8 protein-coding genes are annotated in these 15,870 nt (G+C 54.2%); 5 read left to right on the top strand and 3 right to left on the bottom strand.

The genetic code is table 11. The annotated features are described in order from the left end of the window. Nucleotides 1-165: 165 nt before the first annotated feature. From BN8_RS09495 to BN8_RS09475, 5 genes are all read left to right on the top strand, one after another. Complete coding sequence (locus BN8_RS09495) at nt 166-2,283, top strand: immunoglobulin domain-containing protein (protein ID WP_144051634.1); 2,118 nt, start codon at nt 166-168, stop codon at nt 2,281-2,283. Between the two features lie 36 nt (nt 2,284-2,319). Continuing rightward, nucleotides 2,320-4,413, top strand: a complete 2,094-nt coding sequence (locus BN8_RS09490; RefSeq protein ID WP_083882493.1) for a tetratricopeptide repeat-containing sensor histidine kinase — start codon at nt 2,320-2,322, stop codon at nt 4,411-4,413. A gap of 370 nt (nt 4,414-4,783) precedes the next feature. After that, nucleotides 4,784-5,155, top strand: a complete 372-nt coding sequence (locus BN8_RS09485; protein ID WP_009281629.1) for a hypothetical protein — start codon at nt 4,784-4,786, stop codon at nt 5,153-5,155. 185 nt (nt 5,156-5,340) lie between these two features. Further along, nucleotides 5,341-6,864, top strand: coding sequence for an aldehyde dehydrogenase family protein (locus BN8_RS09480; protein ID WP_009281628.1), 1,524 nt, complete (start codon nt 5,341-5,343; stop codon nt 6,862-6,864). Nucleotides 6,865-6,941: 77 nt separating this feature from the next. Then, a complete protein-coding gene (locus BN8_RS09475) occupies nt 6,942-7,325 on the top strand; it encodes a DUF779 domain-containing protein (RefSeq protein WP_009281627.1) in 384 nt (127 codons plus the stop codon). Between the two features lie 108 nt (nt 7,326-7,433). On the opposite strand, the gene treY is transcribed toward BN8_RS09475, so the two are convergent. The 3 genes from treY to glgX form a co-directional block, all read right to left on the bottom strand. Then, nucleotides 7,434-11,711 carry a malto-oligosyltrehalose synthase gene (gene treY, locus BN8_RS09470; RefSeq protein WP_009281626.1) on the bottom strand — a complete coding sequence of 1,426 codons (4,278 nt, stop codon included), beginning with the start codon at nt 11,709-11,711 and terminating at the stop codon, nt 7,434-7,436. Between the two features lie 91 nt (nt 11,712-11,802). Further along, a complete protein-coding gene (gene treZ / locus BN8_RS09465) occupies nt 11,803-13,644 on the bottom strand; it encodes a malto-oligosyltrehalose trehalohydrolase (RefSeq protein WP_040005681.1) in 1,842 nt (613 codons plus the stop codon). After that, complete coding sequence (gene glgX / locus BN8_RS09460) at nt 13,644-15,776, bottom strand: glycogen debranching protein GlgX (protein ID WP_009281624.1); 2,133 nt, start codon at nt 15,774-15,776, stop codon at nt 13,644-13,646. The genes treZ and glgX overlap by 1 nt, the downstream gene beginning before the upstream one ends. Nucleotides 15,777-15,870: the final 94 nt, after the last annotated feature.

Raw genomic sequence — 15,870 nt, 5'->3', positions numbered from 1 at the left:
CGCCCAGCGTGAGAACGAGCCGGGACGGTTGTTGCCCCGGTAGGCGCTGAAAAAGGCATCGTTTCGCTCGTTTTGGTATAATTCTGGCCAAAATGGAACAATCCTGGTAGCCTTTAACCTACCCTACGACCTACGTTTGCCCCATACTTTACTAATCCATTACGTATGAAACTACCTTTACTTCGTAGGGGGCTCATCAGGACGATGACGATACCCCTGCTTTGTTTGACGCTGCTGACGGCTCTGCTGCCACTAAGCGGATGGGCTCAGTGTCCAACCGGTAAAATCATCTTATCCACGCAGGCCGATGTCGATGCATTTCCACCGGGATGCGTCAACCTCCCCGGAGCGTTAGAGATTAGAGGGCCTTTTATTTCTAACCTAAACTCTTTGAGCGGTATCCAGTCTGTCAATGGTAATTTAGATATTCGGTTAAGCCCGGGGTTAACCAGTGTTGATGGCTTTAATAACCTTACTACCATCACTGGAAGTTTAACTATAGATGAGTGCGTCCGGATCGAAAATCTGTTCGCCCTAAGCAAGCTGACCAGCATTGGCGGAAACCTGCGAATCTCAAATTGTGGCTCGCTACTAAGTTTGGGGGGCCTAAATAACCTGACAAACATCCCCGGAAATTTAACTCTGTTCTTCAACGATGACCTGGAAACCCTGGGGGCTCTTAACAAAGTAACCCAACTGACACGAGTATTTATTGACAATAATCCGAGGTTAAGTAACCTCGAAGGACTAAATAACCTGACCACGGTCTCACAAGCCTTAGTTATTCATACGAACGGTAGTCTAACCAGTCTGACCGCCCTGAACAAGCTGACCAGCATTGGCCATTTAGCCATTTTTGATAATACTAGATTAAGCGAATGTGCAATCACGGCATTCTGTCAGTATCTTGCCCAGCCATCAGGATCAGTCGAAATCAACAATAATGCCCCAGGCTGTAGCTCGATAGCTGATGTACAGGCGGATTGTAATCCGCTAACCATTACTACCCAGCCCCCCAGCAGCTCCACTGTCTGCCCCGGAGCGACCGTTACGGTCGGCGTCGCCACTTCGGGTAACGTGCGGACCTACCAGTGGTATCGCAACGGACAAGTTATAGCCGGCCAAACGTCGAGCACGCTCTCGCTGGCTAATGTGCAGCCTTGGGATACCGGTGCGTATGTAGTCGTCGCCAGCAACTCGGTTAGTACTCTGACTTCTACGACCTTCAACCTGATGGTCAACCCCAATCCCAGCGTTAGCATCAGCCCCTCGGCTACGGCTATCTGCCAGGGCCAAACGGCTAGGTTTACCGCTTCAGGAGCGGATACCTACCAGTGGCAGGGGCCGGATAATTTTACTAGCTCGACCAACCCCGTTACGGTCACACTCCCCGGTACTTACACCGTAACCGGCACCAACGACCAAGGCTGTTCGGCTTCGGCTTCTACTACACTCATAGTCAACCCGATTCCCAATCCTCCCACCGTTAAAACCCCTTCCGGCCAGCCCGGACAACTCTATCCTGCGGGGCAGTCTACCCTTACAGTGCCTCAGTATTCCGGCACAGTCACCCTGCTTATTGAGGGTTGCCCGGGCGCTATAAGCTGGACAGGACCCGATGGCACCACTGGCTTAGGCACCACCATCACCGTGCCAACCATTCAGACTGGCACCCTGGTCTATCAAGCCACCTGTCAGGTAAGTAGTTGCGTCAGTGAACCCGCATTTGCCACTATTATCGTGCAGGCCCAGCCGCTCAAGTTACTGGTGGAGAGCTACGACTGCGCCAGCCGCCAGCTCACGTTACGCAGCACGGGGGGCAACGGCCAGCCTGTTGAGTACCATATTAACAGTGTGACCAACGGTTGGGAGAGTATGAGCAATCGCTTCGTTCTGGAGAGCAAGCACCTGGGTCGGGCTCTCAAACTGCGGGCTCGCCAGCGCAACACCAGCGGGGGCTGGAACGAAACTGACCTTAGCTTCACACCCAAGGCATGCGGAGCCCGTCAGGGCGTGGTTGAAGCCGTGGACGAATTGCAGGTGGTGGTGCTGGGCAACCCTGTGGTAGGAGAAAGCGTGGAGGTGGACGTACGCGGAGCGCAGGGCCAGCCGCTGAACCTGCAGGTGGTTGATCAGCGAGGTCGGCTGGTTGATGGGCTGATTCGGCCGGTGGCCCAGGCCGTGGAGGTGGTGCGGCTGCGGGTAGGAGAAGCGGCTGGTCTGTATCTGTTGCAGGTAGCCACCCCCACGCAGCGCCAAACGCTGAAAATACAGAAGCAGTAGGATTAGATCGGTACCCTTAGTATACTCGTATGATCAGTGAAAAATGCTGATGGTACCGACCACGCGACCAACAACACGCTCATCTTCAGCATGAACTATATCCAACGAATAGGAATAAGCCTCATACTCGTAACGAGTGTTGTGACAGGTTACGCACAATCTGACGAGGTCGACAGCCTCAACCGAAAATTAGCTACGCAACCCCAAGATACCCTCCGGGTGCAGATGTTGTACCGCCTGGCGAATCTGTATAAATACGAAAAACCGGATACTGCCTACCGTCTGGGGCAACAGGGGTACCAACTGGCGCTGCGGCTGGGCGACCGACGCGGAGAAGCCAAGGCATTGAACATCATGGGGGGCGCCCTATCCGATCTGGGCGATTACCCGAAAGGGATTCGGCTCCTCCAGCAATCACTGTCCATCACTCGGTCGATCAATGACCTGGAAGGTACCTTCAAAGGGTTAAACAACCTGGCAATCCCTTACGTTGAACAGAAAGATTACCAGCGTGCACTGCAGTACTTTAGAGAAGCGATGGAGCTTTTCGAGCAGTCAAGTCGCCAGAATAACCGCTTTGACGGATTAACACCCAGTATCTTATATGGAAATATCGGCGAAACCTATCTGTATCTCAATGAGCTGGATTCCGCCGAGCATTATTTGCAACAGGCACTTCCGCTGGCCCGCCAGCCGGTCGGACGGGCAAACCTGGATAACCTGCTTCATGTGATGGGGCAGATACAGGCCAAACGGGGCAGAAATGCGATTGCGCTCGATTACTTTCGGCAGGCAATTCCTATAAGCCGTGAAAATAGCAATGCGTTTGTTGAAGCTGATGCCCGGCTGAATATGGCGCGCCTGTTTCAACAGCAGGGCGCTGTTGATTCCAGCCTGATGTATGCCCGCTCGTCGCTCGATCTGGGCCAGCGTAGTAAGTACCTCCGGGGAGTCTTGCGCGCCAGTGAACTGCTGGTTGAGCTTACCCGGGGGCGTAACGACGCTCAGGCCCTGCGTTACTTCCAGGTAGCCGTGGCCGCCAAAGACAATCTTTTCAACCAGGAGAAGGTTAAACAAATGCTTACCCTGGATTTTGAAGAGCAGCAACGCCAGCAGGATATCGAAGCCGCTAAGGCCGAGTACCAGAATCGCATCCGTATCTACGGTCTGCTGACCCTGGTCATAGGTGCTCTCCTGGCCGCCCTGCTGCTGTGGCGCGTCAACCGGCGACAGCAACGTACCAACGCCCTGCTAAGCCGCCAAAAAAAAGACATTGAACAGGAGCGCAGTAAAGCCGAGCAGGCGCTGGCTCAGCTACAGGCTGCCCAGCAACAACTGATTCAGAAAGAAAAAATGGCTTCACTGGGGGAGCTAACGGCCGGCATTGCTCATGAAATTCAGAACCCCCTCAACTTCGTCAACAATTTCTCGGAAGTAAGTTCAGAGCTGATTACCGAACTGGCCGAAGGTCCTATCCGGCAGTTGCCCGACGCGGAAAAAACCTACGCCGACGAACTCGTGAACGACCTGACGCAGAGCCTGCAAAAAATTCACCAGCACGGGCAGCGGGCCAGTGCGATTGTCAAGGGAATGCTGGCCCACAGCCGCCAGCGATCAGGCGAAAAACGCCCGACCGACCTGAACGCGCTGGTTCATGAATACCTGAATCTGGCGTATCGGGGCCAACAGGTAAACGATAAGCAGTTTCAGGCTGAGCTGGTTACCCGTTACGATCCAGGCATCGGCCCGGTTGAGCTGATTCCGCAGGACATCGGGCGTGTACTGCTCAACATCTACAATAATGCCTTTTATGCTATCCGGCAACAGCAACATACGGATGGCGACACTACCTACCAGCCCCAACTGATCGTCCGGACGCAGGCCGTTGACGGACATGTGGAGATTCGGGTCAAGGACAATGGAACGGGCATTCCTGACGCCCTCCAGCCCAAAATATTTCAGCCTTTTTTCACAACGAAGCCCACCGGCGAGGGAACCGGCCTTGGTCTTTCTCTGAGTTACGAGATAGTTACTAAAGCTCACCAGGGACAACTACACGTAGAAAGCAAGGAAGGCGAAGGCACGGAGATTATTATCGCCTTACCAGCCCATCCCCCCATCGTCAGCTAATTCCCGATTATCAGACTACTTTATTGATTTATCGCTGGTTTTCAGATGGATTTCTGAAGCAGCGACGGTACGTTTACGCTGTTCACTTACATTCCAACATCTAATTGTACTGATTTTTCTAACAATACTTCAATCTATTAAGTTATCCTATTCGTATATATCTAAACAACGCAGTATCACTACATACCTTATCATAAATAAGCAAACCCTTGATTCTGGCCAATTGCCCTATACACAAGGCATTAGACGTAACAACATTAGATTTTGGACGACTTTTTGTGGTTTAGTAAACCATGATCCGGAGTTCAACCATCTGATGTCTGACGCTGAGAGCAATTGACTACATCCGTTCCACCTATCACCTGACTGTATGAGACCCACCTGCATCCTCCCTGTCCGTTCCAGTCGCTTCAACCAGGACCTTTCCAGGTGGCTTGTGGCCGCCAGTCAATTCTATGGCGTATACGGGCAGGTCTGTCAGCGGTTTGCGTATCAGTCTCCCAACCGCTCTGTCTGGGGGACTCAGGCCCTTATGCTGGAGGATGAGGAATTATCGTACGCGCTGACTCAGATGCGTCAGCAAATCAAAGCCATGCTGGTGTCGATCGATCAGCGCTCCTTTACTACACGCGAGTTTACGGTACCAAACTGGGGCGTACTACCTGCTCAGACAAAACAACTAAACCAGCTTACCCTACAGCTTCAACTTTTGCTAGCCAGCACTCAACTACCTCAGGCTTAGACTACTTCGTTTCTCAATACTCAAGATCAGCCGGCCAGCCGATTTAGTTATCCGTGGTTAACGGTACGCCATGACTATTGGATAGTTTGATAGGATTGTGCAATGAGACGATATGATCGCTCAACTTTTGTTTGAACTATACAAACAAACTTTGTGACGAATCCAATTTAACATCTCTGCACGATATGGAAGTATTAGAAGCCCCCAGCAAGATTCTGCCCCGGCCGATGTTTAAGACCCAATACGAAAACTACATTGGTGGTAAGTGGGTCGCTCCCGTAGATGGTGAGTATTTCGCCAATCACTCACCCGTCGACAACAGCCTCATCGCCCGGGTACCTCGCTCGAAAGCTGCTGATATCGAGCTGGCTCTGGATGCCGCCCACAAAGCTTTTCCGTCGTGGTCGAAAACATCGGCGACGGAGCGTAGCAACATGCTGCTGAAGATTGCCGACGTTATCGAACAGAATCTGGAGTTTCTGGCTCGGGTCGAAACGGTCGAAAATGGGAAAGCCGTTCGCGAAACGCTGGCCGCCGACCTGCCGCTTTGCGTTGACCATTTCCGGTATTTCGCCGGGGTGATCCGCGCCGAAGAGGGTTCCATTGCTGAACTGGACAGCACCACCGTATCGATGATTATCAAGGAACCGATCGGTGTGGTTGGTCAGATCATTCCGTGGAACTTCCCGCTGCTGATGGCCACCTGGAAACTGGCCCCGGCCCTGGCTGCCGGCTGCTGCGTAGTCATGAAGCCCGCTGAGCAGACCCCAACCTCAATTTTGGTGCTGATGGAATTGCTCGAAGGGCTGATTCCGCCGGGCGTCGTGAACATTGTCAACGGCTTTGGTCCGGAGGCCGGAAAGCCGCTGGCGCAGTCGAAGCGCGTAGCTAAGGTGGCTTTCACGGGCGAAACCACGACGGGCCGTCTGATCATGCAGTACGCGTCTGAAAACCTAATACCGGTTACGATGGAACTGGGCGGTAAGTCGCCGAACATTTTCATGGAGTCGGTCGTAGACGCCGATGACGAGTTTTTCGACAAGTGCGTGGAAGGAGCCGTAATGTTTGCCCTGAATCAGGGCGAAGTCTGTACCTGCCCGTCACGGATGCTGGTTCACGAAAAAGCATACGACCGCTTCATGGAGCGGGTCATCCAGCGCACGGAAGCCATTAAGCTAGGCCACCCGCTGGACCCCGAGACGATGATGGGGGCGCAGGCATCGAACGACCAGTACGAGAAAATCCTGTCGTATATCGACATCGGGAAGAAAGAAGGGGCCGAAGTGCTGACCGGTGGCGGTCCGGCTACGCTGAACGGCGGACTGGAGCAGGGCTACTACATCCAGCCGACGATTTTCAAAGGCCACAACAAGATGCGTGTTTTCCAGGAAGAGATCTTCGGCCCGGTGGTGTCGGTCACTACGTTCAAGAACGCCGACGAAGCGCTTGAAGTCGCCAACGATACGATGTATGGCCTGGGCGCTGGTTTCTGGTCGCGCGATGCCCACGAACTGTACCAGATCCCGCGGGCCATTCAGGCTGGTCGGGTGTGGGTTAACTGCTACCACCAGTATCCGGCCCACGCTCCGTTCGGCGGCTACAAGAAATCGGGCTTTGGTCGGGAGAATCACCACATGATGCTGAACCACTACCGGCAGACAAAGAACCTGCTGATTTCGTACAGCAAGAATAAGCTGGGATTCTTTTAAAAAAGGAGGAAGTGAGGAGAGGAGAAAAGGAATTTCCCCTCCTCCTTTCCTCCCTTTCCTCCTCTACTCCCTTTTTCATGACTCCCCAAACCATTTCCCGCGTTGATGTGACGCCCGCTGCGGCCGAGGTCATTCACCAACTACGCGACCAGCACGGTCCGCTGATGTTTCACCAGAGCGGTGGTTGCTGCGACGGCTCTTCGCCCATGTGCTTTGCCAAAGGTGATTTCATTATTGGCTCGTCGGACGTATGGCTGGGTCAGATTGAAGAGTGTGATTTCTGGATGTCGGAAGACCAGTTCGAGTACTGGAAACACACCCACCTGACCGTTGATGTTACCCCCGGTCGGGGCGCCAGTTTCTCACTGGAGATTCCGCTGGGCGTCCGGTTTATCATCCGGTCGAGGTTGTTTGATTACGAAGAACTCGACCATTTAACCCCCATTCGTAGTGGGGAGTAACAGCAAAGGCACGCCGGTTGACGTGCCTTTGTTCGTTTTAAGCTGACTGATGAAATCCTGTTTTATTCAATAGCTCCAGGCAGGTTTTGTCACCTGATGTTACGGCTGTTAGCGGTTAAACAGCTCGGTCCACTGCCTGAGCTGCTGCTCGACAGCCGTAGTTAACTGGCCGGGCGTCAGACGCCATATCCAGTTATGTTCAGTGGAGCCGGGCGTATTCAACCGGGCCGTTTCGTCCAGTCCCAGCACATCCTGAATGGGCAGAATGGCCGTCTGCGCAATCGATCCATAAGCCAGCCGGGCCAGCACTTGGTGGCTGTTTTTCTCCGTCACCGAAAGGCCCGTGTACTGCTCCAGTTGTTTCCGGTACGCTTTAGCATTTTCGTTAAACCAGCCCCGCGTCGTATTGTTATCGTGAGTACCGGTGTAGGCAATGCATACGGGCGAAGGGTAATTATGCGGGATATACAACGACTCCGGCATGGTGTCACCGAATGCAAACTGTAGCACCCGCATGCCGGGAAAGGCGAACATATCCCGCAGTTCATAGACCGGCTCGTCAATGTCGCCCAGGTCTTCAGCGATGAAAGGCAGCTCACCGATTTCATCCAGCAGTACCTGAAAAAACTCGGCGCGGGGGCCGGTTTTCCACTGACCGTTACGTGCCGTTTTTTCTCCGGCCGGTACTTCCCAGAAGTCGGCAAAAGCCCGGAAGTGATCCAGCCGAACCACATCGTACAACTCCAGATTTTTCCGCACCCGGCTAACCCACCAGTCGTACCGACGTGCTTTCAGGACATCCCAGCGGAAGGTTGGCATCCCCCAAAGCTGCCCGTCTTCGCTGAAATAATCGGGAGGAACGCCGGCCACACCGGTCATGTTGCCCTCCTCATCCAGGCAAAAGATATCGGGGTTCGACCAGACGTCGACCGAATCGTAGCTTACGTAGAACGGCAAGTCGCCGAAAATCCGGACGCCGAGGTTATTACAGTACGTTTTTAGCTCACTCCACTGCCGGAAGAACAAGAATTGCAGCCACTTGACTTTTTCCAGTGCTTCGGCTTCCTCTGCCACTACCTGCGCCAGAGCATCGAGCTGACGTAGTTTGTACTCCTCCGGCCAAGCAAACCAGGGCGTTTTGTCGTGGCGCAGTTTCAGCACAACGTAGAGGGCATAATCGTCGAGCCACGCGGCTTCCCGTTCGCAAAACTGCCGAAACGGCTGGTGCAACTGGGCGGCTTTGCCCTGCTGGTAGTGCAGCCATGCCTTCCCGAAGAGTTCATCCCGAATCCGCTCGGCCGCTGCGAAGTCGGCCTGGCTTTCAACCGGCAGTTTGTACTGTTTCAGTTCTGCCGGATCGATTAGTCCATCGGCCGCCAGCAGTTCGGGACTGATCAGCAGTGTATTACCGCCCATGCTGGAAATGGCGCTGTAGGGCGAATGACCCTGCCGGTCCTCCGTCGGGCTGAGCGGCAGCAACTGCCAGTACGTTTGGCGACTGCGGCTCAGAAAATCGGCAAACGCCTTCGCTTCCGGGCCTACATCCCCTACTCCAAACGCCGACGGCAGCGACGTAACGGCCAGCAATATACCTGCGTTCCGGTCTTTTTGTCGTCGTTGTAATTTGAGTACAGCCAGCGGCAGTGGCCCAACGATGTCCTGCACATCGATACCCTGATCCACCTTACCCGTTGTTCTCAGCCACAGATGCTCCCATTCATTGGGTGCTTCATCGGGCAGTATAATCCGGGTATCGTTCCAGTCGAGCGCAGGCACCTCCTTTTTCTGTTGTCGACTCAACTCGGCCAGGTGGAGCGGCACCACGGTTACGTACCATAGCTGCCCCTGCTTCCGGGCAAACGCCAGTACGTAGTCCTTGTATTGGCCCGTTACCTGAAGCGGAATGTAGTCACCCTCGGTGAACAGGTCAGCCGCCTGTTTTCGCTCCTGCAGCAGTGTGTACACCAGCCAGAGTTTAATACGAGCATCAAAACGGTTGTCCCACAAATCCTGCAGCAGTTCTACCGGCTTATCCACCGCCCGGGCTTCGAGTTCGTTGAGCCACCGCTCGCGCTGGTCGTAGCCTACAGCCCGGCGATTGTCGGGGTCAACCAGACTGAAATCCCAAAGCTCGGTACCCTGATACACGTCGGGCACACCCGGACAGGTAAACTTCAGTACGACCTGCGACAGCGAGTTTACGACACCAAAATCGGCCACTTTCCGGTGAAGCTTTTCAAAGGTTTTCCAGAAGGGGCGTTTCTTGTCCAGCAGGCCCACGGCAAACGCCTTGGCTGCGTTTTCGTATTCTTCGTTCGGCGTCGTCCAGTTGGAATGTCGTTTGGCCTCCCGCAGGGCCTTTTCGAGGTACTGCTGGAGCCGGTTGGCGTAGTCATCGTCGTCCTGGTTCGGCATGCGGTACGTACCGATGAGTGTCTGATAGATGAAATACTCATCGTTGGCGTCGGGGGCATATCCATGCAGGGCACTGCTCTGCTTCAGGTCGGCATTCAGCTTCTGCCACTCAGGAATCGACTTGACCCACTCGTCGGCCAGGTCCGTCAGGACGTTCAGCCGGGCGCGGGCATCCTCCCCGCGTTTGGTATCGTGCGTCGACGTACCGTTGATGGACAATGGCCAGTTTTTCCGGCGTTCCTGCATCGTCCGGTGAAACTCGTCGGGCGAAATACCGACCACCTCGGGCGAATCCCCTACTTCGTTATGACCAACGAAACGGCTGTACGTATACATCAACGTATCTTCCACACCCTTGGCCATCAGGGGGCCGGTAAACTGCATGCACCGCTGGTAGAACCGGGCCACCCGGCGGTTGTAGTCTTCATCGTCTCCTTCCTGGGGTTTGTTCAGCAATACCGTTTCGAGCACATCAACGGCCAGGGCCAGGGGCCTATCCGTTGCAGGGGGCACAACTGCAATGGGTGTGGTCACGGGTTCGCTCTCCCGGATGCTGGCCAGAATGGCCTGTACGGCCTGGGTTTCCTCTTCGCCCAGCGGAAAGTTGTTGCCGTAGTAACGGTAGACCGGGCAACGAATCAAAAACTCGCCGATGGCGTGTTTCAGCTCCTCGGCATTTACCGCCGTTTCGTCATCGACCAGATTCAGTTCCATGAACAGGTGAAACAGATTGTCGAGCTCACCGGCCATGTGTTCGTACAGAATGTGAGCCTTTTTCTCGAGGATCTGTTCATGAACAGCGGCTTCCTCGCCGACCAGCCTGCGGTACAGTTCCGTAAAGGCCGATTCGCTACGGCTCTGGGTAAACAGATTATTGACGTACGCCAGAAAATCATAGCCTGTATTCCCCTGTATCGGCCACCATTTTGGCAGGTCCTCGCCCGGCTCCAGAATCTTCTCTACCACGATGTACGCATCTTCGCCGACCAAGGCGCGGAGTTGCCGGAGGTAGCCGCTGGGGTCGTACAGACCGTCGATGTGATCGACCCGTACCCCCTGAAAGACCCCATCGTCGACCAGTTGTTTGATGTACTTGTGATAATACTCAAATACATACGGGTCCTGTATATTCAGGCAGATCAGCCCGTTTACGGTGAAGAATCGACGGTAGTTAATCTGCTTGTCGGTATCCTGCCAGTAGGTCAGCCGATACACCTGCTCGTCGGCAATCTGTTTGATCTGTTCGGGGCTGCGGTTGATGATGTCCAGACAGGCATCAACGTAGTCGCTGACGACCTCATTTTTCATCAGCGATGCCAGTTGCAGCCGGAGTTCAGCGAAACGCGTTGCGTAGGCATCCTGATCATCGATCTGGTGAATCTGTTCCAGTTGGGTCAGCAACTGCTGAACAGCCTGATTTTTCTCCCCACCGGCCAGCAGTATCGTGGCGTAGGAGCGCAGATGCAACGGATACGTCGAGTCAAAGTAGTTGAATACGAACCGATCCTGTTGGTAAGCAACAGTCACTTCGCCGTGCTGAATCACCTCGTTCAGCGGAGCGCCCAGAAACGGTACCATCAGGCGACCGTGGTAAAGTTCACTGTTCCAGGCAATATCGAAAAACCGGGCATAGTGCGACAGTTGGCCTTTTTCCAGTACGTCCATCAGCCACGCATTACCCGAATCGAATGCCATATGATTGGGTACAATGTCCTGCAGCCAACTGATGTTTTTCTCCTTGAGTTGGTAGCTGATCTGCTGGAGTTGGTCTTCGGTGCCGATTACAGCATTAATGCCGTGCGGGTTTATCCCGTCATAGCCATGATTGCTTTCGTCGGGTGCGTCAAAAACCGGCGACGCATAGATTGTCCCTACGCCCAGTCGCTGCAGATAAGGCAGAATCCGCTCAAAATCGTCGAACGTGAAGCCTTTATGAAACTGAATGCGATAGGTAGAAAGAGGATTATTCATAGGGTTGAGTGTTTTAAGGAGCAAACCGCAAAGACGCCAGGGGTACGCACAGATCGCAAAGCAACCCTACTGTTCTTGGTGTCTTTGCGGTTCAATCATTTTGAAAAATCACCAGCGACTCCGGTTGCAGTGTAATGCGCTCGTTCGCTGAGATGGTTTCGGGAGCAGCCGCCGGGCCATTCCACTCCGGGTCAGCCGAATCCAGCAGTTTATGCCATTGCTCCGCCTGATCTGATACGGTCACGGTCTGCGGCTCCGGCGAAAAGTTCATCAGACACATTACATGCCGACCGGCGTGCCAGCGGTGCAGCACCAGCGTTTTCCTGGCTTCGTTTGTCGTTACGTCCAGATCGTTGCGGCTGAGATGACTCAGCACAGGATGCCCTTTCCGCAACGCAATGAAGGCCTGGTAATAGCGCCACATTGTCCGATGAGGCTCCTGCTCCAGCAAGTCCCATTGCAGTTTCGAGAGCTGAAACGTATCGTCTGCCATAGGGTCGGGGGCTTCGCCTTCGAGGTGGAAGTACGCAAATTCGGCTTTCCGGCCTCTGCGTACCGCTTCAGCCAGTTCAGGATCGGTATGACTTACGAAATATTGAAACGGATGTGGTTCGCTCCACTCCTCCCCCATAAACAGCATCGGCAGATACGGGCTGACCAGCACGGCTCCGGCCATCAGCTTCTGCATCTCGAAGCTAACGAGCTGGCTGGTTCGTTCGCCCAGCATTCGGTTGCCAACCTGGTCGTGGTTCTGCGAAAAGACCACAAACTGCTGTCCCGGCTTGTTCTCAGCCGGGATACCAAACATCTTGTTCCGATGGGGCGAGTACTGGCCGTCGTATACGTAGGCATCCCGGTAGGCTTTAGCCAGGTGCGCGATACCCGTAAAATCGGAGTAGTAGCCGCTCTGTTCGCCGGTGGCCGTTACACGTAGCGCGTGGTGAAACTCGTCGATCCACTGCGCATCCATGCCATACCCCTGCTCCGACAGCGGATTGATGAAGCGTGTATCGTTCAGGTCCAGCTCCGCAATCAGGTAGTGCTGTCGACCGGTTTGCGCTATCAGTTGATCAACGCGCAGCTTAATCTCGCGCAGAATGTGCGTTGGACTCAAATCCTTGATGGCATGAACGGCATCGAGCCGGAGCGCATCGATATGAAAATCCCGGAACCACATCAACGCGTTCTCGACGAAGTAGCGCCGGACACCGTCGCAGTAAGCATCGTCGAAGTTGATGGCTTCCCCCCAGGGCGTATTGTATTTGGAGGTGAAATAAGGCCCAAAGTCGCGGAAGTAGTTGCCTTCCGGTCCCATATGGTTGTAGACTACATCGAGGACCACCGCCATCTCCTTCCGATGGCAGGTATCGACCAGATGCTTCAGCCCCAGCGCCCCGCCATAGGAATTCTGCACAGCAAAGGGATAAACGCCGTCGTAGCCCCAGTTGCGCGAACCGGGAAACTGCGCTACCGGCATGATTTCGATGGCATTAACGCCCAGGCTTTTCAGGTAGTCCAGCTTTTCCTCAATAGCCGCGAAATTACCTTCGGGCGTAAACGTACCGGTATGCAGTTCATACAATACGTATTCGTTGAGGGGCAGATTCGACCAGTCTTTGTCAGTCCACGGAAAGCTAGTGAGGTCTACGGCCTGCGAAGGACCATGCACCCCCATCGGCTGGGCCAGCGATGCCGGATCAGGGCGTTCGATTTCGCCGTTCAGGTAAAACTGATACAGATCGCCGGGCTTCAGTTGATCCGTCGTGAGGGTCCAGTACCCGTAGTCCTGCCTGTCCATTGGAAGCAGCGTCTGGCCACCCGTGACAGACAAGGCAACCCCATTGAGGAGGGGTGCCCAAACAACAACCTGAGCGACCCCGTCCGACGTAAAGTTTACGCCCAGCGCTCGTTTTGATACGTCAACTGAATCCATCATAGTCCACTATACGGCTGCATGAGTACCACGATCGATCGGCCCTCGACCAGTATCGAATCGCCGGTTTGGTACACGTCTCCCTCTTCTTCAATCATATCCTCGCTGGTATCAACTACTTTACGCCACTTCTTTCCCCACTTTTTGGGAGGCAACGAAAACGTCAGCGGTTCGTGATAGGCGTTGAAGATAACATAGAAGCTATCGTCCAGAATATGCTCTCCTTTCGGGCCGAGCGACCGGATACCCCGTCCATTCAGGAACACAGCCAGCGACTTGGCAAAGTCATGGCTCCAGTTCTCTTCGGTCATTTCTTCGCCACTGGGCTGAAACCACGCTATATCCTCTATACCAACTCCTTTGATCGGCTGGCCTTTGAACCAGCGACGTCGGCAAAATACGGGATGATCTTTCCGCAACTGAATCAGTTTTTGCGTAAACTCCAGCAGCCTGGTATCAGCATTCGCCCAGTCGAGCCACGATATTTCGTTGTCCTGGCAATACGCATTGTTGTTCCCATTCTGGGTCCGGCCAAATTCGTCGCCTGCAACCAACATCGGTACGCCCTGCGACAGAAACAACGTAGTCAGGAAATTCCGTTTCTGCCGGTCGCGCAGTACGCAGACGGCCTTATCGTCGGTTGGTCCTTCGACACCGCAGTTCCACGATCGGTTGTGGCTTTCGCCGTCGTTGTTGTCCTCGCCATTGTCTTCGTTGTGTTTTTCGTTGTACGACACCAGGTCGTTGAGCGTAAACCCGTCGTGGGCCGTAATGAAGTTGATGCTGGCGGTTGGTCGGCGGTAGTCTTCCTTGTAGAGGTCCGGACTGCCCGTGAAGCGTTCGGCAAATTCGCCCAGCATACTATCGGCCCCCCGCCAGTAATCACGTACGCAGTCGCGGTATTTACCATTCCACTCGGCCCAGCCCGGCGGGAACTTACCAACCTGATACCCGCCTTCACCCACGTCCCAGGGTTCGGCGATGAGCTTCACCTGCGAAATGACGGGGTCCTGGTGAATAATGTCGAAGAAGGCACTCAGGCGGTTCACTTCGTGCAGTTCCCGGGCCAGTGTTGACGCCAGGTCGAAGCGGAACCCGTCGACGTGCATCTCAAGAATCCAGTACCGCAGGCTGTCCATAATCAGGCGCAGCACGTTCGGATACATCGCATTGAGCGTATTTCCCGTGCCGGTATAGTCCATGTAATAGCGGCCATTCTCAGCCAGTCGGTAGTAGGCCGCATTGTCAATCCCTTTGAACGACAAGGTCGGCCCCATCTGGTTCCCTTCGCCGGTGTGGTTATACACAACGTCCAGAATCACCTCGATTCCGGCCTTGTGCAGTTCCTTCACCATCGTTTTAAACTCCGCTACCTGGTCGCCCATCATGCCACTGCTGGAGTAGCGCACATCCGGAGCGAAGAACCCGATGGTATTGTATCCCCAGTAGTTCGACAGGCCTTTTTCCTTCAGGTGCCGGTCGTTGACGAACTGATGAACAGGCATAAGCTCCACCGCCGTTACGCCCAGTTTTTTGAGGTAATCAATGGCCGCCGGATGCGCCAGCCCCGCATACGTACCCCGTATTTTTTTAGGAATATCAGGATGTAGTTTGGTAAACCCTTTGACGTGGGTTTCGTAAATGACCGACAGGTGATAGGGTATCTTCGGCGGTTTATCCCCTTCCCAGTCAAAGTCAGGGTCAATCACAACGGCCTTCGGCATAAACGGTGCACTGTCCACATCACTGAAACTCAGGTCACCGTCGGGATGTCCGACCTCGTAGCCGAAGAGGGCGTCGTCCCATTCAATAGTTCCGCCGATGGCTTTGGCGTAGGGGTCCAGCAGCAGTTTATGGGGGTTAAAGCGGTGACCATTTTCGGGTTCATATGGCCCATACATCCGATACCCGTAAAGCTGGCCGGGTTTGAGCCCGGGAACGCACACGTGCCATACGTGGTGGTCACGTTCCTTCATCCGGATTTTTAAAGGTTCAGTTTCCCCGTCGGGTGCATCGAATAAACAAAGATCAACACCAACGGCATTTTCAGCATAGATAGCAAAATTGACGCAATCGTCTTTCCAGGTGGCACCCAGAGGGAAGGGTTCGCCAGGGTATACAGTTATGTTCATACCCACTCCAATCATATTGCCCGGCAGAATGTTTGATCTCCCCGCCCATTTTTATAAAACAGGGCTTGATAACTGAACGGGTGTTTTTTTGTTT

The organism is Fibrisoma limi BUZ 3, from assembly GCF_000296815.2.
GTDB classification, from domain to species: Bacteria; Bacteroidota; Bacteroidia; order Cytophagales; family Spirosomataceae; genus Fibrisoma; species Fibrisoma limi.
This window is presented reverse-complemented; position numbering and strand designations above follow the sequence as displayed.

What these genes read in the sequence shown, in the direction of transcription:
- treZ (WP_040005681.1), bottom strand. Translation starts at nt 13,644, where the DNA reads ATGGATTCAGTTGACGTATCAAAACGAGCGCTGGGCGTAAACTTTACG.
- BN8_RS09495 (WP_144051634.1), top strand. Translation starts at nt 166, where the DNA reads ATGAAACTACCTTTACTTCGTAGGGGGCTCATCAGGACGATGACGATA.
- BN8_RS09475 (WP_009281627.1), top strand. Translation starts at nt 6,942, where the DNA reads ATGACTCCCCAAACCATTTCCCGCGTTGATGTGACGCCCGCTGCGGCC.
- BN8_RS09485 (WP_009281629.1), top strand. Translation starts at nt 4,784, where the DNA reads ATGAGACCCACCTGCATCCTCCCTGTCCGTTCCAGTCGCTTCAACCAG.
- BN8_RS09480 (WP_009281628.1), top strand. Translation starts at nt 5,341, where the DNA reads ATGGAAGTATTAGAAGCCCCCAGCAAGATTCTGCCCCGGCCGATGTTT.
- treY (WP_009281626.1), bottom strand. Translation starts at nt 11,711, where the DNA reads ATGAATAATCCTCTTTCTACCTATCGCATTCAGTTTCATAAAGGCTTC.
- glgX (WP_009281624.1), bottom strand. Translation starts at nt 15,776, where the DNA reads ATGAACATAACTGTATACCCTGGCGAACCCTTCCCTCTGGGTGCCACC.